Origin of the sequence: Halobacteriovorax sp. RT-1-1 (assembly GCF_047085455.1) — a bacterium.
Taxonomy (GTDB): Bacteria; Bdellovibrionota; Bacteriovoracia; order Bacteriovoracales; family Bacteriovoracaceae; genus Halobacteriovorax_A.
Genome location: NZ_JBKIXZ010000001.1, coordinates 1,746,177 through 1,766,271 on the forward strand (window position 1 = coordinate 1,746,177; position 20,095 = coordinate 1,766,271).

The window sequence follows — 20,095 nt, forward strand, 5'->3', positions numbered from 1 at the left end:
ACATGCAACTTATATTTAGTAAAAAAAATATAAAATCTCTTAAATGTTATTTAATAAGATCGTGTTGTGTTGTTCTTATTCAGTGTATGACTGCCTACTTTCTATTTCAATACACAAGACTCAATAGATATTTCTTTTTTTTTAAGGGCCGCTAATTTTTATACTTGATCAGGTTGATGTGTCTTTCTAGACCCATTAAACAAGGGGTTTCGGCACTTTTTCAAGTCTTATTTTTAGAAAAAAAATACTGTCTTAAAAATTCTGTCATCTAATTTTTATTAGCAAGGGGAGTCTTTGACACGATGTGCTTATACCATATATTGTGGCCGTAATATTTTTGACACTACTATATCTTGTTAAAATATACGAACAATGGGGTGCGAAATAAAAAAACTAACTTATTCCCAGTTTAATTTTAGTGTAGGAGATTCTTTAATTTTGTTTCTTCTCTTATCGTATTCACCAGTTGTTTTCACTGATGCGTGACCTACTTCAATTGCAATTGTGTAGATATCGACACCAATTTCTAGGAGCTCTCCGATAAAAGTGGCCCTGGCCGAATGGGGAGTAATTTTAAATCCGATACCTGCTTTAAGAGCATACTTGTCTAAAAGCTCATTAATTGTTCTCGGGTTTATAGGTTTGTTTAAATTTGTTGGATCACTTGGATTTCTAGTTGGTTGAAAAAGCCAGTCATTTTCTGCTGTGTCTCGTTCATTCTCATTCATCCATTCAATATATTCATCAAGGGCCTTTATCGCGATAGGATTCAAAACTTTCTTACCAAGCTTTCCACCTTTTGCACGATATTGAAGAATCTTATTAGCGCCTTGTATTTGATAATCTTTAAAACGTAGATTTAAAATTTCACTCTTTCTAAGTCCCGTTGTAAAGAACGTTGTAAAGAGTGCTAAGTGAAGATACTTGCTCTTTTCATTTTGTCCCATATGATAAAATAGCTCTAAAACCTGTTGCTTGTTAAGGGCATTAGTAGGGGATTTAACTTCACTTCTTGGTCTTCTAACACTTGAGACAGGATTGGCCTTAAGTAGATTTTTCTCGACGAGATACTTAAAGAATGCGCTTAAACTCGCAAGCTTTCGATTGATCGTCTTTGGTGTTGAAGGGTTTTGATTATGACCTCCAAATTCAGAGAGGTAATTTCTAAATTTGATGATATGTATACGCTCAATTGAATTGTAGTCATTAAGCTTATAGTAATCACTAATCCAGCATAAGAATTGGTTAATATCATTTAGATAAGATTTTCTTGTATGAGATGAAGTAAAGTTTTCAAAAAACTCTTCATCGAGAATAAAGTCATGACCAATATCTTCTTGCTTTAAATCGAACATATATCAATTTTAGCAAGGTTTTTATCTGGGGTATGGTGGAGGAAAAAAAAGGCACACCGTTTCTATTCTGGTGTGCCTTTAACAGGTATATAAGCTTCGTTTAGGCCTGAATTTTGGCTTGAATTAACTCAGGACGTGTCCTCTTAAGATTCCACGTAAGCCCTACGAAGTTTAAAGATCGAATGAGCCACTTTGTTGGATCAAAGTGATACCATTTAATTCCATTTCTGTAGTCAGTTTGAAATGTGTGGTGGAAATTATGATAACCTTCACCATATGTGAAAAGCGCCATAATCCAGCTATCACGTGCTGTTTGTCCTTTATCGTAAGGGCGAGTCCCAACAACGTGACATAGTGAATTGATAAAGAATGTACAGTGGTGAACAAAAACAATTCTAGCAACACCGGCCACAAATAGGCCACCTAGCCAAGATCCTACCCATAGGTATCCAATGAGTGCTGGCAGGGCAAAGCTAAAAAGTGCAACGAAGCCAAGATAGAATTTATGTTGAAACATAACCATTGGATCCTTTAGTAGGTCCTTAGAGTACTTGTACTCATTTTGATCTTCTAAAAGTAGAATCCAGCCCATATGAGCGTAGAAAAATCCTTCATTGATATTGTATGGATCAAGTTCGGTATCTACTTTTCCATGGTGAACTCTGTGGTCATTACACCATTTAAGTGCAGAGTTTTGTACTGCCGCAGCTCCAAATATCAGTAGTAAAAGTCTTACTGGCCAACTCGCTTGGTAGGACCTGTGAGCAAATAGTCGGTGATATCCGGCCGTTATTCCTAGCCCCGTTGCGATATAGAAAATTAACGATAATGCTAAAATTCTCCAATCAAAACCATCAATTTTAAGCCATGCAATTGTTCCTGCAATAGCAATTAGTGGTGTGATTAAAAGAAAGAGTGTATTTGTTTTATTTAGATTTTTTAATGAATAAGTCTTTTTGCACATAGGTGTCTCTCGTGTTTGTGTTTAACTAATCTTAACAATTCACGAGCAATTTCATTGTAAAACAAATGTAAATGTTGACGATAAGTAAGTCATAAATAGTATAAAACTGACAAATTAAAACATAATTTGTTCACTACGAATGAGGTATCTATGGCCTATCTTGGTCGCGGGGTTAGTCCACGTAAATTATTTTGGTTGTTTTTTCTTATTACAAACGTGGCAACGATATTTGCTGGAGTCTTTTTTAATGAGTTCTTCTACTATCAGTACTTAATCTTAGTCCCAATCTATTTACTGGGTTTTTACGATTTAGTGCAAAGTGAGCATACACTAAAGAGCAACTATCCTGTTGTTGGACGCTTTCGTTATGTTATGGAAGATCTAAGACCTAAGATCTATCAATACTTTATTGAATCAGATGAAGATGGAACACCCATCCCACGAACAACTAGAAACGTTATCTATCAAAGAGCAAAGCTAGCACTTAGTACAAAACCTTTTGGAACTCAAAAAGACGTTTATGAAACAGGTTATGAATGGATCAATCATTCAATGTATCCTAAAGAATTTTATGAAGTCCAAAAAGATCTCAGAGTCGTGGTTGGGAGCAAGCATTGTGATCAGAAATACAATCTTTCAATATTCAATATTTCTGCAATGAGTTTTGGTTCTCTAAGTTCGCGTGCAGTTGAAGCATTAAACCTTGGTGCAAAGCTTAATAACTTTGCTCACAATACAGGAGAAGGTGGAATTAGTGACTATCATCTAAAGGGTGGAGGTGATCTTATTTGGCAAATTGGAACAGGCTACTTCGGGGCACGAACTCCAGAAGGTGGCTTTTGTGATAAGAGCTTTAAAGAGAAGGCCACATTGGATCAGGTGAAGATGATTGAGTTAAAACTTTCTCAAGGTGCAAAGCCTGGGCATGGAGGGATTTTACCGGCCAGAAAGAATACTGCTGAAATTGCACGTATTCGTGGAGTTAAACAGGGCACTGAGGTTGACTCACCTCCATCTCACAAAGAGTTTAGAGATGCGACAGAGATGGTTGCTTTCATTCAGCGCTTAAGGGAGTTAAGTGGAGGCAAGCCAGTAGGTATTAAATTATGTTTTGGGCGTAGAGACGAGTTTGTCGAAATGGTTGAGGCCTTTAAAGAGCTTGGAAACTATCCTGATTATATAGCAGTTGATGGTGCCGAGGGAGGAACAGGTGCTGCCCCTTTAGAGTTTTCTGACTCAATTGGAACACCTTTAATTGAAGGTCTAACAGCTGTCGTTAATATTTTAACTGAATACGGCCTAAAGGATGAAATCAAAGTCATTGCCGCTGGAAAGATTTTTACAGCTTTTGACATTGTAAAGGCCATCGCACTTGGTGCCGATGCATGTTATGGCGCGCGCTCAATGATGCTTGCAATTGGCTGCATTCAAGCTCTTACTTGTAATTCAAATAAGTGTCCAGTTGGTATCACAACGCAAAACCCTGATCTCGTTAAAGGTCTTAATGTGGATCAAAAAGGTAAGCGTGTTGCAAACTTTCACCACGCAACAGTTGAGGCCGTTAGAGAAATTGTCGCAGCTGCTGGCTATGAAAATGTTAAGGATCTAAAGCGTAAGGATATCTTTAAACGCGATAGTAATCACGGTGTAAACTCTTACGAAGATATCTATCCTTCATATAAGACGTTATAAAGGAAATGCTAGAGCTTAGGCCCTAGCATTTTTTTATCCAATATTTCACTTAAATATGAATGAAATTTGTCGATAAGAGATTATGAGTATTACGACAGATTTTGATTTTGATGAATTATCACAACAGTTAATAAGATCAATTCGTGGTGACAAAAGCCAAGAATGGGTTAATCAGAAATTAGGCGCCAGCTCTAATATTGTCCATCGTTGGGAAAAAGGTCATTCAAAGACTTCATGGGAAGACTTTTTATCTTTGTGTGACATATTTAAGATTGATCTTAAAAATATTCTTTTGTCCTATTTACGCTATCAAGATACCTTACAAGAGCCATCTAAATTACTTGATTTTATTTTTAGTAATAAATCCTTAAATGACATCTCTAGCTCATGTGGCATTACTACATCAAAATTAAGACGTTTAAAAAGTGGCGAGACAGGACTGTGTTTAAATGATTTCTTACAAATCGTATTTGGACTTGATGAGATGGAATCGATGGCCCTTGTCTTCGAATTAACTTCACAGAAGTCAATTCCACTCCTCGATAATTATAATAAGATGCGCCTTGAGATTACTAAGCACTATTTTGATAACCCAAATATTGGAATTGTTCTTATTTGTTTGGATTTACCTGCATATAAAAAACTTAGCTTTCATCAGGATTCGTTTCTAGCAAAGGCCACAGGCCTTAGTATAAAAGAAGTTAATGATATTCTAGTTATTTGTGAAAATAATAAATTGATTGAAAAAGTCGATGGAATCTATCGTGCTGGAAAAATTAAAATTAGTGATCGAGGTAGCCGTCAGCAAATGAATGATATTCGTAAGTTCTGGCTTGAAAAGGCCATCGCAAATATAAAGGATAAGTCAGAAAAAGATGCTTACGGTTCTATGGTTTTTAATGCAAGCCAATCTGCAAGACAACAAATCATTGCTCTTTACTTGAGATTTTTTGAAGATTTTAAAAAGATAGTTTCTGAAGATACTGATGAAGATGTTGTTACTTTAGTGCTCAATTTCAATCTATTTAATCCTGGTAGTGATGATATAAATGACTGATTTTATTTAATTGTGTCTAAATTTGTTACTCGTGTGACAAAATCGGGGAGAGTTTTTCCAACTTTCATATCCTGAATATATTCTATTCATTTCAAAATTTATAACCTATCTTTAAATTTTCATTAGGGAGTTTTTATGAATAGAATAATTTTGACGCTACTTTTATCATTTATTTTTATTAGTTCGAATGCAAGTGCCAAGTCTACGGCAAGATTTCAATTTGACTTTGAAATTACAAATATGCTGACAAATGAAATTGTTATTTCAGCTGAATGTGAAGTTACACAAGTTCTTGAATGGAACAATAGTTTGAATGTTTTCAATTGCAATGTTGGAGAAGGTGATAACTTTCTTATTAAGAATGTTTCTCATGATCTAGGCTACGACTATACAAGATCATCTGCGTATACAAATTATTACTTAAGTGGATCTGGTGGACTTGTAACTCAACTTTTTAAATATTCAAAACTTGATTATGCGATTACAAACGCTGGTATGATTGATGTGTACTATAAGGGCCGTAGGCCTTCAATTTCCTCAGTAGAGACAATGGTCGAAACTGAAGAGGACGTCTTTTTATTTTCAGTAACTAAAATCGAATATCTATAATTGAAAAGGGAGCCTGCGCTCCCTTCTTTCATTTGATTATGCTGCTAATTCAAATTGCATTTTTTCTTTTGTAAGGCCCGTTAGCTTGTCAAAGTCATAAGTATACCTTTCTCTTAATAACTTATTCTCCTTAATGGTATTTACGAGCGCCATTAAGTGGTGTCCTTTGCGATAGTCGACTTCTTCTTTATTCGACTTTTCACGGTTACAACTTGGACAAAGAACCTGAAGGTTATCAATCATAAACTCTAAGTGTGGGTGAATCGATTTAGGTTTTATATGATCAATGTGCATATTGTCGTGCTCGATTCCACACTTTAGACACTTCGTGCCTTGGATACGAAAGACTTGCTTACGTAGATACTTCCAGTTTTTTTCATTCCCAAATGCTACTTGGGACTTTCTTGTGTGAATAAATTTTGCAATCTCCATCTGTGTTCTAAATTCAGCTTGCTGCGCTTGCGCTAGACCAAATTTTGGTCTGATAACAAAAACAAATAGCGATAACATCAACGAGAGTGAGCCAATATACCATACTAGTGTCATGGCCAATTCACGATAGAAACCAAACGATAATCCATTCATCGCGATTGCATTCATTGCGTTTTCCTCCGTCAAAATGTCTGTGTAATGTGCGTGTGTTGTGTGTGCCTAGTGTTAGGACTTTTTTTCACCTCCTTGCTTTATATAAAGCAAGGGCCATGCCAAAAAACATAACAATATTAGATGGTTATTATCTAAAAAAAAGATTGAACAGGTGACACAAAGTAACTGTTAAAAATAGTCAGGATCAGAGCGGCGCCACAAAATTATGAAAAAACTGTGATAAGTTTTTTCATAACTTCACTAACACTTGGAAGATCGTCAATGGCCCCCGAGGCCTGGCCAACTTCTAATTCACCTTCATCAATATCGCCATCAAGCATTCCAAGCTTGGCGCGGCCTTTTCCTAAATGTTCAACGAGCTTTTCAACTGATGCACATTCGAGTTCTAGTTTAAGTGACTCCATGGCAAATTTATTTTTTAAAAGTCTTACGGGAACGTATGGTTTCATCTGAAGGCGAGTGTCTCCAGGGCCTGCTTTTAAAATAAGATCTTTATAATTTTGGTGGGCGCTACTTTCTTTGGTCATAAGAAAGCGAGTTCCAAGTTGGACACCGCTTGCTCCAAGACAAAGGCCTGCGGCCATTGTGCGTTCATCAAAGATGCCACCGGCCGCAATAACAGGAATATTAACTGTGTCACAAACTTGTGGGATAAGACACATTGTTGTAATTTCGTCTCGTCCATTGTGGCCACCGGCCTCAAAGCCTTCTGCGACAACTGCATCAACGCCCGCATCTTCACATTTTTTTGCAAGGGCAGGACTTGAAGTGACATGGACAACTGTACATCCCTGATCTTTTAAAAACTTTGTATATTTCTTTGGTGAGCCTGCTGATGTAAAAAAGATTTTAATGCCTTCATCAAGACAAGTTTGGATTTGTTCCTCTGCAAGACGATAGAGAAGAGGGACATTGACTCCAATATGCTTACCATCATCTAAAAGTGATTTAGCTTTTCTTAAATGCTCCCTTAAAAGATCCGGCTTCATTGAACCTGCACCAATAAGGCCTAAGCCTCCGGCATTGCTTACTGCTGCCGCTAATTTTGAGCCAGAGACCCAAACCATCCCACCTTGAATGATAGGGTATTCAATGTTGAAGAGCTTACAAATCACATTATCTTTTAAGTTAAACATATCAAATTTCATTTAAATCCTTATCTGAAAAAGGGGGAGTCTTTGATCGACTGAGCTCTCCCTCTAATTTCTCGTCTTTGAATTGGCCGTCAGTAAAAGCACGAGTGGCCGTTCGTTTATTGCCAAAACCTTTCATATTGGTAACGTGAAAATCTGCTTCGAGCATGGCCTTTCTAATTTTGACTGATGCGCTATACGTTGTCATTACGGAATTATTATTACATAAACTACGCAGATTCCTGAACCATTCTTTTGTCCATAAAGAAGGATTTTTTGTAGGCGAAAAAGCATCTTGAAAAATACAATCCACTTTAATTTCTTCTAGGATAAGTTTCTTTATAGTTTCTCTGGCATCACCAATTAGAATTTCAACTTCAAAATTATCGTCTATGTTAAATTTGATTTTATCATTTGAAATTTCGCCATTTGAAAAACCATGTTGTCGACAAACCCATTGAGCTAGTTCAGGGTCAATTTCTGTTGAGATAAATTTGATCTTATTTTGACAGTTTTTTGCTTCATTGAATGTTGCAAGAACTCCTAGGCCTACCCCAAGGCCAATCTCTAAAATTGTTATAGGTGAGTTGTTTGCTCGGTCAATGACGCTGCAGCCATAGACGTAGTTATGGAGGGTTTCTTCATAGGCACCAGCAGTTGAATGACAATTCTCATCATAGAGGCCACTGTGTAGTGTTAGATGTCCATCAGCGGTTTCTACTGCTTGGTATTCGCCTAATTTTGTTTTGAATTTCATAGGTAAAATTTAACACTTGAGCTATTTCACGGCCATGGAAATTTAAGTTTAGTTAACCGAATCCGAATAGTTAGTTGATGAATACGGTTTTAAAATCTAAATTCTTTCATATTTTATTGGCCATCACCTGCACATTTGTGATGTCGTCATGTGGTGAGTACGGTGGTGGTCCTGCACCTATTTCTAGTTCTCAAGTTGGTAGTATAGTTGAAGTTCAGCCGTCTTTAGATGAACTTTCTTTATCTAATGCTCGCTCTGCTTGTTCTCGTTTAAGAGCAATGCGTATGAATTTAGCAAGTACTGATGATATCGAGACTGTTAAGTTTGAAGTTAGAAAAGGTTCTTGTAGTGCTAACCCGAGTGTTAGAAATGTAAGGGCAAGTATTGATGCTGTTTATAATAATAAAATAAGCCTACAAGTTGTATCTGGTGCCTTCGATGTACCTGGTGAGCTCTTAGAGACTCAAGTGCAAACAGATGAAGATGGATTTATGCAATTATTTTGTCAGGCCTTCTTCAATAATGGAAATCCTAATCAGGTTTACGCAAATTTTGCAGGAATTGGAATTGTTTATTCATTTCCAAACTCAAATATCTTTGTAAGAAGTATCGTTACTGATCGATCTGCAAACGAAAAGGTCTTGTCGCAAAAGTATACTTATACAATTGAAGCCAATTCAGCTGCTTCTCGAAATGCAATGATCGAAAAAATTGAATATGAAACACAATGCTCAAATAACAATGTTAAGTATGATTATCAAAATATTGAAGAATATACTTTAAAATAAGAAGCCTCTCACTTTTAATAAGAGGCTTCATTCATTATCTTAAATCCCAATCATTATAAATTGCTGTTAGTCTTGGTGTAACAAGTCTTAAGTAGCGAGAGAATAAATCATATCTCTGTTTATCGATTGAAGCGTGATTTGCAAGAACTCTTAATGTTTCAAGATATGAAAGTCCTTGGCAGATCGTTTCAGCGTGGATCATTAGTTTGTCGACATTTTCTTCATTCATCCATGCCTTTGGGTTTGCAAGATCTGAAAGGCTATCTGGCTTGAGACATTTGATGATTAATTTCACAAGACTTTTCTTAAAAGTATATTGTGTTGAAGTAAGCTCTTTTTGTTCTTTGCTTTCCGCACTAACCCAACTAAATGCAGGGTGCTTAATAAAGAGATTCTTAAAGTATTTGTCAGGGTTCTTTGCAATATATTTAATCATGTCTTTAAGGGCCATGAGCGCTTGAATTTGACTTGTTCCTTCGTATAGAAGTGGACCAAACGAATCACGGTGATAGCGACTCATAGGATACTCTTCCATAAATCCATAACCACCAAGAACTTGAATGGCCTTAGTTGAGAGGTATGTATAAGCTTCACATGAATAGTACTTAACAAGAGGAGTGCGTTTTCTTGTCCAAATTGAAGCATTCTTAAATTGAGCTTCTTCTTCGCTTGTAAGCTCTCCTGTTATTTTCTTTTTTAGATCTAACTTTTGAAAAATATCATATGAAGAAATCGTATCAACAAGTAGTGCTCTAATTGCATCTCTTTCAGTTTCAAAGTCTTCAAGATTTCTTTTCATAAGTGGTAGTTCTGAAATCGGCTTATCAAATTGCATACGTTCATCAGCATATTTTCTAGCATAGCCAATACAGCCTTCAATTCCACCAAGTGCCTGCATACCTACAGCGATACGTGCTTCATTCATGAGGTGAAGCATATACTTGAATCCTTGACCTTCTTCACCAATTAGGCGAGCAATAGAATTTTCATAAACGATTTCACAAGTAAATGATCCATGCATTCCCATCTTATGTTCGTTTTTGGCAACGATAAAATTAGGGCCTTCAACACCTGGCTCATCTTGCTCACATAGAAAGAGTGATAAACCTGAAAGTCCTTCTGGTGCACCTTTTACTCTGGCCAATACAAAGCCAATACCGCCACCACCATTAGTGATAAATATCTTCGAACCATTTAGCTTATATGTGCCATCTCCAACTGGAGTTGCGGAAGTTTTAATCATACCAAGATCTGAACCACAGCCAGGCTCTGTTAAATTCATTGATCCTGAAAGTTCTCCTGAGATAATTTTAGGAACAATTCTTTGTGCTGTTTCGTGGTCACAAAAACGGTGAACCATATCTGCGATTGAAGTAAAGAAAGCAAGCTGTGTACATTGAGAGTTACACGCTCGTGATAGTTGTTCTAGTAAAACCATTAGTGCAACAGCAGGAAGTCCCATTCCTCCAAAATCAGTAGGAAGACTTACTCCAAATGCTCCCAGCTCAGTTGCCTCTTGATAGAATGCATTTAATTCTGGGCCAGGAATCGTTCTACCATCTTTAACTTCTCCAGCACCATTTTGATCAATGGCCTCTGCTCTGGCATAGACTGCATCAGCTGCCCAGCTACCTGTTTGAGTAAGAAGCTCTTCCATAAAGCTTAGGATTTCTTCTTCATTATTAAAGCCGTCTTCAGTAGGGAAGTTAGGATAGTACATTGGAATAATAGTTTTCCAATCAATTGCGTTTCTAAGCATCCACTTCCATTCACTTTCATCACTAAAATAATTCATTTTTTACCTTTCCTTTATTTTAAAATCGAATAAATGCACTAATTATGATAAATCAAACCTATGTCAAAGTCACGCCGAGATACAAGAGATTCCCGCTGTCCAAATTGTCGCATCAATACTCATTGGTGCTTTTGTGACGTGCTTAAACCGTTTGCTAACCAAACTAAAGTCATCATCCCTATGCATTATACTGAGAGATGGCTGACGAGTAATACGGCCTATTTCGCGACCAAGGTACTTAAGAAATGTGAAATTTTCGAAAGAGGAAATGTTCATGAGCCTTTTGGGCCCCAGCTTTTCGACTTTGATACCTTTGATTATATCTATCTTTTTCCAACACAAGACTCACTTCCTTTGCAGGATTATAAGGCCGAAGAAGGTAAGCAGACTTGTCTTGTTGTGCCTGACGGTTCTTGGTCAAAGGCCAAGAAATTTCACAAGCGTGAAGAAGTACTTGGGCGTATGCCTAAATATCACTTAATTGATGTGGGACACAGTATCTACGAATTAAGAAAGTCTCCTGGTGAGAATTTTCTGTGTACATATGAGGCCATAGCACACGCTCTAGAGGTTCTCGAGGGATCTGAGGTTAAGGATCATATGATTGAAGCTTTTAAGGTGATAGTGGAAAGAATAAAAAAAAGCCGAAAGGGTGACTTTCGGCTTTAGTGGATATTTTAGACTATTCTAGCATTGCTCTTAATTGCCAATTTTCTTTCTCTAGCCAAGCAACTTTTTCGTCTGCATAAGCGACTGTTGTAGCATCGTTTTCATCACCAGCTGTTGCCGATAACTCTTTGAAGGCTTCTAGGAAGTATTGATTGTCTTTTAGTATTAGCTCTAGCGCTTGCGTACTTGTAAAAGATGACTCATTCGTCTCTTTTATGCGGCTTATTTCGAGTGCGCCTGACATCGTTAAAACAGGTTTCTGATGAAGTTGTAATTGTCTTTCTGCAAGGTCATCAAAAACGATCGCAAATTCGTTGTATAGAGCTTCAGTTAGCGCGTGAATTGGTTGAAACATCATTCCTGTTACATTCCAGTGAATGTTGTGAAGTTTCATAAAGTATACTTGTGCATCAGCTTGAATTAGTTTTAATTGGTTAATCGTGTTCATACGTTCTCCTTTATTTTCTAAAGTATAACAATAATAATTATACGAATCCAATAAAGAATCTATGTCAGCTCATAGTAAAAATCTATTGAAGTTTATGAAAGATTAGACGTATGCATACACTGCGTAAAAGTGAGAAGTAGTGCCTAAAAGGACACAAATATGCCAAATTGCATGACCCAAGTATAGACTTTCACGCAGGTAGAAGAGAACTCCTGTCATATAGCAGGCGCCACCAATGACAATCCATTTGAGGCAATCAAAGCTTAGATTTGCGATCATTTCTGTGCGAATAGCAAGAACCATCCAACCCATAATCAGACACAGAATTATCGTAAGAACTTCAGAACGATTAAAGGCAAAAAGCTTAATCAGAATCCCAATAAAGGCCAAGGCCCAAATATTGATCATCATCCACATTCCTGTTTCACCTTTAATGGCCAGCATAAGAAATGGCGTATATGAGCCGGCAATCAAAAGATAGATGCCAATATGATCCATTTTACGAAAAATATTCTTAAGCTTCTTATGGGCCGTCCCATGATAGAGAGTGGACATTGTATAAAGGAAAGTGATTGAAAGTCCAAATACAGTATAGGCGAAAGTGTGAATGCCAGACTTGGCCTTCAAAACCATCATAATTGTTCCAACTATTCCTAGGATGATACCCAAGCTGTGTGTTGTTGAGTTGATGATTTCTTCAAACTTAGAATAGAGTTCGCCGTTACGTTCGTGCATATTGAAATTATATCAGAAGTTAAGAAATTATATAGATACGGCAAACTTTCTCTTAACTCGTTAGAGCTATTTTATGTCAATGGATATGGGAAGTAGCTGAATTTGCAAACCAACATGGCAAGCGCGATTCGAGGTTTTTTATTGATATTTCGTCCCCGCTAAATTCAAGAAGTGCCCCGTTTTTGATGATATCCATACGGCACTGTAATGTTGGATAGCTATCAAGGGTCTTGGTAACAGTCGTAGGATCTGAGTTCGTTATTTTAGCGTGCTTATTTGGGTCAGAACTCATATGAGCAATGGCCTTAGGGAAGTCTTGAGCAACCTGCATTGTCTCAAAACAAAGCTCTTGGTTAAAATTATCAGAAGAAAACTTCTCTAGACACAATGAGGCCGCATATGGGTCAAGCTCTATTGGAGAGTCAAAGTAGTTTGGATTATTAATGACAAATTTCTTATAACAACTTGCTGCTGCAAAGAAGTCCGATTGTCCTTCTGTACTCATTTGTGAAAAATGCTTATTTTCCATACGCGGTGCTTTTCCAAGAACATGTCCTATCTCATGACAGGCAGTAAAGGCGTATGCTCTTTTTGTCATATTAGGCATGCGAGCAAAGCCTCCCCAGAAATTAATATTAAAGTGATTTGCCTTGTCATCGTATAAGGCCCAAGCACTAAAATACGGAGTTTGCCAGTCGAGGGTTTTCACTGAAATACCACGCTTTTGTTTTATCGCTTCGTCTTGATACAGCCTCAAGGCTTCAACAACGACAAAGTAAAAATCTTGTTCTTTTACTTCTGAACCAAGGTCTTCATGAGCAAGAATCTGATACTCATGAGGATTTCTCTCACTAGTTGTAGCAAGGGCCGAAAAAGTTAATAGTGCACATAGCAAGGTAAGCAAGATTTTCATATGCCCAATTTATAGTACAAAAGGGGATTTTGAGGTATATTGTTGAAAATAATACAACCATTTCTTAAAGGTAATCTAGCGAAATTATTTATTATGAATAAAGAATCTATCATCTCTACACTTATTGAAAATTTAGAAACAGAACTGACAAAGGCCAAAGCTGCATTTGAGACGACTCGAGTGATGTCTCAAGAGCCTGATATGGCCCAAGAAGGTAAGTACGATACTCGCGCTATTGAAGCAGGCTATCTTGCAGGGGCTCAAAAGAAGCGTGTTGATGAGCTAGAAATCGATATCAACATGATTAAAGAGCTTTCTGAAGATCTTCCTAAGGGAGATAAAATCGCACTAGGCTCACTTGTTGAACTTAAATTCAATGATCAGACAAGGCATTACTTCATCACACCAACTGCAGGTGGAACAATGCTAAATCTTGATGGAACACCACTTCTTGTTATTTCAGTTTTCTCTCCCATTGGAAATGAGGCCTTAGGGATGGAAGTTGGAGATTTCTTTGATGTTGAAACGGGTGATATTACTCGTGAATACGAAGTTATTTCAATTTCTTAAAATAAAATCATTAGGCCCATTCGTAATCATAATGCTCTTGGTACGGATGGGTAAGAATCTCATATGTATCATTTTTGCTTAAGCCTTTTGGGTTAAGCCAGTCGTTTAAATACTCTTCTTTTAAAAAGATAGGGCAGCGATCATGTCCCATCTCCTCAATTTCCTTTGGTGGATCAGTTGTTATGATAGCAAATGATTTAAAGCTTATTTGCTTATCATTTGATGTCCACTCATCCCACAAACAAGGTGCAAGAATGAGCTTTCCATCTTGTGGAAGAAATTTAATAAGAGTTTTCTTGCCGTTTCTTTCAACCCATTCGTAAAATGCTTCAAAGGCAATGACTCCATGGTTTTTCATAAAAAGTGGTGCCCATGTTTGTCTCTTTTCGAGTGAATCAAGTCTGGCATTAAAGACATTGAATTTGGTCGGAATTTCTTCTTGCGATCCTCTTGGGCGAACACGGTAGCGCATTGGTGAAATGCTTCTCTCTTCGTATTCTTGCGTCATAACATTTGCAAAATAATTTGGAAAAATTCGCCCTTCTTTATCAGCTGACTTAAAGATATCACTACTTGGTTTTCTCTTTAGGCCCAGTATTTTCTTTAATTCTTGCGGATCAAGAGAAGCTTCTAATTCTTGCAACAGACGAAATGACTCATAAGCCTTCGTGTTTAAAGGAGTATTAAGCTTTTGTGAAAGCACTTTCAAGTTTGTTTGCGCTTGTATCGAAAAACACATGGTAATATCTTAACATATAAATTAAGAAAAATTACATCTTCAAGATGTATGAACATGCTAGGATGGATTTATGATTAACAGAAGATACCGCGTTGAAGGCGTCGTTCAGGGTGTTTGGTTTCGAAGAAGTACATACGAGTATGTTCTTAAACATACACCTACAATTACTGGTTATGTAAAAAATCTCAAAGATGGAAGCGTTGAGGTTATGGCCAGTGGCGAATTAGACGATATAACCAATCTCGAAGAATTTTTAAAGGTCGGCCCAGAGACGGCCAAGGTTACGAATGTGACAATTATTGAAGAGCTGCCAGTCTCAAATTTTACAGAATTTCAGATTGGTTAGTCCTTTCTGATAATTGTACAAAGTTGATCAATTTTTTCATCAATCAGTTTCGTATCTTGTGATTGGATCGCTTTTGCAACACAACCTCTTAAGTGATTTTCCATGACTGAACTTTCAAAACCTCGAAGGGCGCCGCGAATTGTTTTTGAGCGGTGAACGATATTGATACAATACTTTCCATCTTCAACCAGATTTATGAGGGATTCAAGTTGTCCCTGAATTCTTTTAAGACGATTAAGGTGCGAGCGGTGATCTGCCCCTGGTGTATTGATAAATTTCTCTAACTCTATTTCGTTCATGAGCGCCATACTAGCGAAGAGGCCAGAATCCGTCCATATAAAGTGATCAGAAATATAGGTGATGGGGTATTAAAAAGACATTTAACTCATTGAAACTATATGGTCTTAAAAATTTTTCATGTAATCTATTCAAGCATTGTTTGCGGTGCGTCTATGTGTGGTAAAAACCGTGGCATGAAATATATCACAACAGCAACAACTCTTATTTTATCTCAACTTTCACTTATGGCCGCTCCTTGTCCAACGAATAAAATCGTAATCGATGGAAATTGGAAAACGACCTACCAATGTGAAAATAATAAACTGACGTCTTCTTTTGAAACATATTTAAAGACGGGCTCAAAAACGGGAGCTAGCACATACGATGAACAAGGGCGTATGCTAACAAATGACTCCTGGAGTTCTGATGGTATCTATACATATCATGCTGAGTTTGAATATTTTGACAATGGAGAGCGCTTAAAAAGTGTTTACGTTATTGATGAAAATGGCATTGTCTCAGACAAAATAAAAGAAAAGATTCTTATGAAAGGTGATGCCGAAGATCCTACAATTTTAAAACAATGGGTAATCTCACAAAGCTCATATAAGCAAATTGGAATTAAACATTACCGTTACGATGAAACTAATGATGATGACTTCTTTGTTGTAAAGCCTTATCGAATTGATGTTCTTGGTAAAGATGGCGAGGTCTCAAAATACTACGAAGTTGTTTATAATATGAAAGCGCCTCTTGCTAATCTCGTTTCAGAGTTTAAGGCATTCACACCATCTGGGGAATTGATCGGCCAGTATAATGAAGTTGCACCTTTTAATGTTAGTGATCAGCTTAAAAAATTTAATCTTTCAAATGAAGAATACGAGCGTAGATTAAGTATCTTTGAAGACAAGACTCGTGAGCCTGTTGTTATTATTGATACAGGCTTTGATATTATGCACCCTTCATTAACTCATAAATTATATAACTCGCCATTTGATTTAGTAGGTGATGGTATTGATAATGATGGAAATGGGAGAGTCGATGATTCTTGGGGTTGGCAAAGACAAGATGATGCTGGCCTAAGCCTCCTGTTAGACAATAACAATATTCGTGAAACGCATTCCCTTATTCATACTCCATATCCTGTTTCTCATGGAACCCACGTAGCGGCCCTTGCTTTAAAAGATTTAGATATGTACGGCCTTGTTGGTTTTGCTGGAGATGTGGCCATCTCTGATCACTTAGAGAAAGCTGCAGAATATATTAAAGAGAAGAATGTTAAATTTGTTAATATGAGCTTTGCTATTGGTTATCCTGGTGCGCCAATGTCGGCACCACGTGAATCATTCTATTATCTAGAAAATACATTCGTTGAAAATCCAGAGACTATCTTTGTTGTGGCAGCAGGGAACGCTCGTGGAAATCTTGATCTCGATTTAAAAGGAAACGACAATTACCCAGCAAGCTATGATTACAATAATATGATTAAAGTTGGAGCACTAAATACGGCAACACTTGAAAAGGAGAAGATGGACACATATAAACCTGCTAGCTTTTCAAAGTTTGGAAACAAGAAAGTACAAATCTTCGCCCCGGGGCAAGGTGTTGTCTCTGCTCAGTCAGGTGGTGGAACAATTCCATTAAATGGAACTTCTATGGCCGCTCCTTTTGTGACAAACGTACTGTTAAAAGGACACAAAATTAATCCAGAGCTTTCTCCTTTAAAATTAAAAGAGCTGCTTCTATCAACTGCCTATATTCCAAAAGGCGGAAGGCTTCCATGTGAAAGTGGTGGGATCGTTGATCCTGAAGCCTTTTACAAGGCCGTGTTAAAAACAAAGTCTAATTAACACGACCTTTTGTAGCTTGCGAGAGCTGGCGTGACAGCTCTCTAATTTCTTCTAAGCTTTTGTTAGAGTAATCAGTATTTTTAACTGCTTCTTTTAATGCCTTTGCTCTTGGCTCAATTGACCGAATGAGATTTCTTCTTTCATTGTTTTTAGCAACCACATCTCTTAGAACAGTTTTTAACTCACTCGCAATAGTATTCATATCATTTGTTTGAGCTGCATTATCTGCATTTCTGATGAAGTTTCTAAGCACATTTTTTGAGTTTTCTGATGTCATTGGTACCGTGTGTTCGACATCATCATCTTTTAAAACAATCGAGAAATAGTTATTATTATCTTTTATTATTTTAACATAACTATCACTCCCAACATTTATCTTATACGTGCCCTGATCTCTAATAGGCCTACTAAGTTGCGAGGGAAGAATTCTCGACATTAAGTTCAAGTTAAGAGAGTCGTTTTGTACTTTGAATCCTTTCGCAATATTGATTATCGTATCTGCCTTTGCAGCGACCTTTTCTAGTGTGAAACCTATTTGAGGGTCTTTCTGAATCTTTCTTGTCACACTTTGAATATCTTGTGCGTGGTTATAAAGCTCTTCCATTGAAAAATAATTTGTATAAGTTCTTCCATCATGAAGCTTGCCGTCTGGTTTTAAGTGTTGAACACGTAGATCGTAAGCTGATTCTTTTCCGATTGAGCGATTATATTCAAACTTAGCATGTCTAAACTCATGAGGTAGAGTATTAGCATGGCCTCCATTAATTAGCTCTCTTAAGTTTGAAAAATTAAATGAGACAGTTCTAGTTCCTCTATTTGAAGAGCCTTGCGCTTTCTTTAGGTCATCTGGATAAAAGACTATCTTTTGTCTGAAATCTTCATTTCTGAATCTATTTAGTCTAATTACTGCTGGGTTGTCTTGATCTGCAGCAAATTTATTAAATTGTAGGGCCTTTTTAGTTACATTCTGATTCGTCTCTTTATTAACGGCCTTTCTTTCTATAACACGAACTGAGAAGCCTTGATCATTTAACTCTTTTGCAAGTCTAATTATGTTTTCATCTGATGAATCAATCATCGTTGCCTCAATTGCTGCAGAGGCCCTGTTCTGATTCAGACTATTCTTCTCATTAAGGCGTAGGATATTTGCAAGACCAGTACCTGAGACGAAAGTTGTTTTATCTGATGCAAGAAGAGCACTACTTCTTTGATACATCTCTTGAGGTGAGATAACGATCTGACTTCTTCCCGTTTGTTTCATGTATGCAAGTAGTTCTTTGGCCGCATCTGATTTTGCTGCTACAAGATCACCTTCATAAAGAACAATTCGTTTTGTTTTCTTTCCTTGAATTTCAATAATATCTATTCGATGTGGAAGCTCAATTTTATTGATTACCTTTAATATTCCTTCTGTCTGCGCATTTGAAATCTCTGTGATCTGATCAGGTTTTTCAAACGCTCTTTTGGCCAGTGATAAATCGAGTCTTGCTAAAAAGCTTGATTCTTCTGAATAAGGCCCTTTTGTTTCAACGACATCTTCATCATCAATATCTTTTTTCTCGTGAATATTATTTTCGAGTTCTTCTTTTGCAAAGTCTTCGCGAGTATAGCGACTTATACCAGTTTTTGACTTTAATAGAAATTTCGCAACCTTTGCTATCACAATTGTTGGTGGAATAACATAAGAACCCGCAAATTGACATATTGCTTTTGTTCTTGCCGCTGGTGAAAGACAAGCGTAGTTTGCTTGCGTCGAATAATAAGCATCTTGGAGCATATTAAAAATAATTGTTCCCATTGTTTTTGAGAAGTGCTTTGCTGCATTGATATAATGCAAAGGCCCTATACCATCAGTTTCACTTAGTGAGCGCGACCATTCCATAGCGAGCATGTGTTTGGCGCTTTGAAGGGTATTAAGGAGCTCTTCATTCTTTTCTCCACGATACTCATCATCAATAATATAATCGATGACTGAACCAATGAACTTCATAAACTCAACCGCAGAACCCCAAAGACCCTGTAGGCAAGAGATAAAATCAACAGCAACATTGCTCTCGACTATAAGGCCCGGATCACATTTTCTTTTATCTATTGCTTCAACATCTTCGCAGGCAGGTGAGTTTACAACAATTTCACATAATTGTTGTGAATTTGCCTCATCAAGAATATTAAGGTTTCCAATTTCTAAGCATTGAGTCTGTGCAACACTAAGATCCAATTCATAATTACTCATTGGGACAAATGCGTGAATTGACATATTTATAATTAGAGTAAGTACGGTACAAAGTTTTCTCATTATCTTTGCTCCGTAACAAATTTGAATTTTTCATTTAAGTCTTTTATATCTGATTTTGATATCTTTTTTTCAGAGCTTAGCATTGTGATAATCGTGCGATTTTTATAAAGACGATGTATCTCAGCTAAGTAGATTGTTTTGGATCTTGAGTTTTTATAGCTACCAAGCTTATAGACTTGAATATAGTTTTTCTTTTTCGTGAAGTCTAAGGACTCTGTTTTAAATTGTGAGAAATCGCTATACTTGAGTATTTTGTTTCTTTGATCTAAGTATTTTCTTATTTTTTCTTTATTATAATTCTCAATTTTATTCGATGAATTCTTATCCTCGACTGTTAGTCTCTTATGAGAATTCTTCCAGACCTGAATGTTGTCAAAACTGAAGTCATGTTCCCATTCTAAATCTTGATTTTTATTAGCTTGGCCCGTGAAATTAAATAGTAGTAAAAGTGTAATTATAATAGCTCTTCTCATACCTTATATTATCGGTTGGTT

General features: G+C 36.9%; 21 protein-coding genes. 8 read left to right on the plus strand and 13 right to left on the minus strand.

The window, feature by feature from the left end; translation table 11 throughout:
• Positions 1–398 precede the first annotated feature (398 nt).
• Together ACMAWV_RS08570 and ACMAWV_RS08575 are read right to left on the minus strand one after the other, a co-directional pair.
• Entirely contained in the window at positions 399–1,355 is a 957-nt protein-coding gene (locus tag ACMAWV_RS08570; protein WP_412469574.1) for a tyrosine-type recombinase/integrase, read from the minus strand.
• A gap of 100 nt (positions 1,356–1,455) precedes the next feature.
• Positions 1,456–2,319: an acyl-CoA desaturase gene (locus ACMAWV_RS08575; RefSeq protein WP_392991886.1), complete on the minus strand. Its 864-nt coding sequence runs from the start codon at positions 2,317–2,319 to the stop codon at positions 1,456–1,458.
• A 150-nt stretch (positions 2,320–2,469) separates the two neighbouring features.
• Between ACMAWV_RS08575 and ACMAWV_RS08580 the strand changes: the two genes are divergently transcribed.
• The 3 genes from ACMAWV_RS08580 to ACMAWV_RS08590 all read left to right on the plus strand — a co-directional run bounded on the left by ACMAWV_RS08580 (position 2,470) and on the right by ACMAWV_RS08590 (position 5,677).
• Positions 2,470–4,011: an FMN-binding glutamate synthase family protein gene (locus ACMAWV_RS08580; protein WP_103217270.1), complete on the plus strand. Its 1,542-nt coding sequence runs from the start codon at positions 2,470–2,472 to the stop codon at positions 4,009–4,011.
• Positions 4,012–4,093: 82 nt separating this feature from the next.
• Positions 4,094–5,068, plus strand: a complete 975-nt coding sequence (locus tag ACMAWV_RS08585) for a DUF4423 domain-containing protein (RefSeq protein WP_103217269.1) — start codon at positions 4,094–4,096, stop codon at positions 5,066–5,068.
• A 135-nt stretch (positions 5,069–5,203) separates the two neighbouring features.
• Positions 5,204–5,677: a hypothetical protein gene (locus tag ACMAWV_RS08590; RefSeq protein WP_103217268.1), complete on the plus strand. Its 474-nt coding sequence runs from the start codon at positions 5,204–5,206 to the stop codon at positions 5,675–5,677.
• 36 nt (positions 5,678–5,713) lie between these two features.
• Here the strand turns inward: ACMAWV_RS08590 and ACMAWV_RS08595 are convergent, their stop codons facing one another.
• The 3 genes from ACMAWV_RS08595 to mnmD form a co-directional block, all read right to left on the minus strand.
• Positions 5,714–6,277 carry an HNH endonuclease gene (locus ACMAWV_RS08595; protein WP_103217267.1) on the minus strand — a complete coding sequence of 188 codons (564 nt, stop codon included), beginning with the start codon at positions 6,275–6,277 and terminating at the stop codon, positions 5,714–5,716.
• A 209-nt stretch (positions 6,278–6,486) separates the two neighbouring features.
• Positions 6,487–7,431: an NAD(P)H-dependent flavin oxidoreductase gene (locus tag ACMAWV_RS08600; protein WP_412469573.1), complete on the minus strand. Its 945-nt coding sequence runs from the start codon at positions 7,429–7,431 to the stop codon at positions 6,487–6,489.
• Positions 7,421–8,173, minus strand: coding sequence for a tRNA (5-methylaminomethyl-2-thiouridine)(34)-methyltransferase MnmD (gene mnmD / locus ACMAWV_RS08605; protein WP_412469572.1), 753 nt, complete (start codon positions 8,171–8,173; stop codon positions 7,421–7,423). The genes ACMAWV_RS08600 and mnmD overlap by 11 nt, the downstream gene beginning before the upstream one ends.
• Before the next feature lie 77 nt (positions 8,174–8,250).
• Between mnmD and ACMAWV_RS08610 the strand changes: the two genes are divergently transcribed.
• The gene (locus ACMAWV_RS08610; protein ID WP_412469571.1) at positions 8,251–8,961 is read left to right on the plus strand and encodes a hypothetical protein; all 711 of its coding nucleotides are present in this window, start codon (positions 8,251–8,253) and stop codon (positions 8,959–8,961) included.
• A 34-nt stretch (positions 8,962–8,995) separates the two neighbouring features.
• On the opposite strand, the gene ACMAWV_RS08615 is transcribed toward ACMAWV_RS08610, so the two are convergent.
• Positions 8,996–10,756, minus strand: a complete 1,761-nt coding sequence (locus ACMAWV_RS08615; protein WP_392991900.1) for an acyl-CoA dehydrogenase family protein — start codon at positions 10,754–10,756, stop codon at positions 8,996–8,998.
• Positions 10,757–10,816: 60 nt separating this feature from the next.
• On the opposite strand from ACMAWV_RS08615, the gene ACMAWV_RS08620 reads away from it, so the two are divergent.
• Positions 10,817–11,425, plus strand: a complete 609-nt coding sequence (locus ACMAWV_RS08620) for a tRNA-uridine aminocarboxypropyltransferase (RefSeq protein ID WP_412469570.1) — start codon at positions 10,817–10,819, stop codon at positions 11,423–11,425.
• A gap of 13 nt (positions 11,426–11,438) precedes the next feature.
• Here ACMAWV_RS08620 and ACMAWV_RS08625 read toward each other — a convergent pair whose 3' ends face one another.
• From ACMAWV_RS08625 to ACMAWV_RS08635, 3 genes are all read right to left on the minus strand, one after another.
• Positions 11,439–11,873, minus strand: a complete 435-nt coding sequence (locus ACMAWV_RS08625; RefSeq protein ID WP_103217260.1) for a Dps family protein — start codon at positions 11,871–11,873, stop codon at positions 11,439–11,441.
• A gap of 102 nt (positions 11,874–11,975) precedes the next feature.
• Complete coding sequence (trhA, locus tag ACMAWV_RS08630) at positions 11,976–12,608, minus strand: PAQR family membrane homeostasis protein TrhA (protein WP_103217259.1); 633 nt, start codon at positions 12,606–12,608, stop codon at positions 11,976–11,978.
• Positions 12,609–12,684: 76 nt separating this feature from the next.
• The gene (locus tag ACMAWV_RS08635) at positions 12,685–13,521 is read right to left on the minus strand and encodes a hypothetical protein (RefSeq protein WP_412469569.1); all 837 of its coding nucleotides are present in this window, start codon (positions 13,519–13,521) and stop codon (positions 12,685–12,687) included.
• 93 nt (positions 13,522–13,614) lie between these two features.
• Here ACMAWV_RS08635 and ACMAWV_RS08640 point away from each other — a divergent pair, with 93 nt between their 5' ends.
• A complete protein-coding gene (locus ACMAWV_RS08640) occupies positions 13,615–14,091 on the plus strand; it encodes a GreA/GreB family elongation factor (RefSeq protein ID WP_146037798.1) in 477 nt (158 codons plus the stop codon).
• 10 nt (positions 14,092–14,101) lie between these two features.
• Here ACMAWV_RS08640 and ACMAWV_RS08645 read toward each other — a convergent pair whose 3' ends face one another.
• Positions 14,102–14,830: an SOS response-associated peptidase family protein gene (locus ACMAWV_RS08645; RefSeq protein WP_103217256.1), complete on the minus strand. Its 729-nt coding sequence runs from the start codon at positions 14,828–14,830 to the stop codon at positions 14,102–14,104.
• Between the two features lie 70 nt (positions 14,831–14,900).
• On the opposite strand from ACMAWV_RS08645, the gene ACMAWV_RS08650 reads away from it, so the two are divergent.
• On the plus strand, positions 14,901–15,176 hold the full coding sequence (locus tag ACMAWV_RS08650) for an acylphosphatase (protein WP_103217255.1): 276 nt from the start codon (positions 14,901–14,903) through the stop codon (positions 15,174–15,176).
• Here the strand turns inward: ACMAWV_RS08650 and ACMAWV_RS08655 are convergent.
• The gene (locus tag ACMAWV_RS08655) at positions 15,173–15,475 is read right to left on the minus strand and encodes a metal-sensitive transcriptional regulator (protein WP_158246820.1); all 303 of its coding nucleotides are present in this window, start codon (positions 15,473–15,475) and stop codon (positions 15,173–15,175) included. The two genes, ACMAWV_RS08650 and ACMAWV_RS08655, sit on opposite strands and share 4 nt — an antisense overlap.
• Before the next feature lie 174 nt (positions 15,476–15,649).
• On the opposite strand from ACMAWV_RS08655, the gene ACMAWV_RS08660 reads away from it, so the two are divergent.
• Positions 15,650–17,305, plus strand: a complete 1,656-nt coding sequence (locus ACMAWV_RS08660; protein ID WP_412469568.1) for a S8 family serine peptidase — start codon at positions 15,650–15,652, stop codon at positions 17,303–17,305.
• Here ACMAWV_RS08660 and ACMAWV_RS08665 read toward each other — a convergent pair.
• Positions 17,298–19,601: a hypothetical protein gene (locus tag ACMAWV_RS08665; RefSeq protein WP_412475822.1), complete on the minus strand. Its 2,304-nt coding sequence runs from the start codon at positions 19,599–19,601 to the stop codon at positions 17,298–17,300. The genes ACMAWV_RS08660 and ACMAWV_RS08665 overlap by 8 nt on opposite strands.
• Positions 19,601–20,074 carry a hypothetical protein gene (locus ACMAWV_RS08670; protein WP_103217251.1) on the minus strand — a complete coding sequence of 158 codons (474 nt, stop codon included), beginning with the start codon at positions 20,072–20,074 and terminating at the stop codon, positions 19,601–19,603. Before ACMAWV_RS08670 ends, ACMAWV_RS08665 begins: the two co-directional genes overlap by 1 nt.
• Between the last annotated feature and the right edge of the window lie 21 nt (positions 20,075–20,095).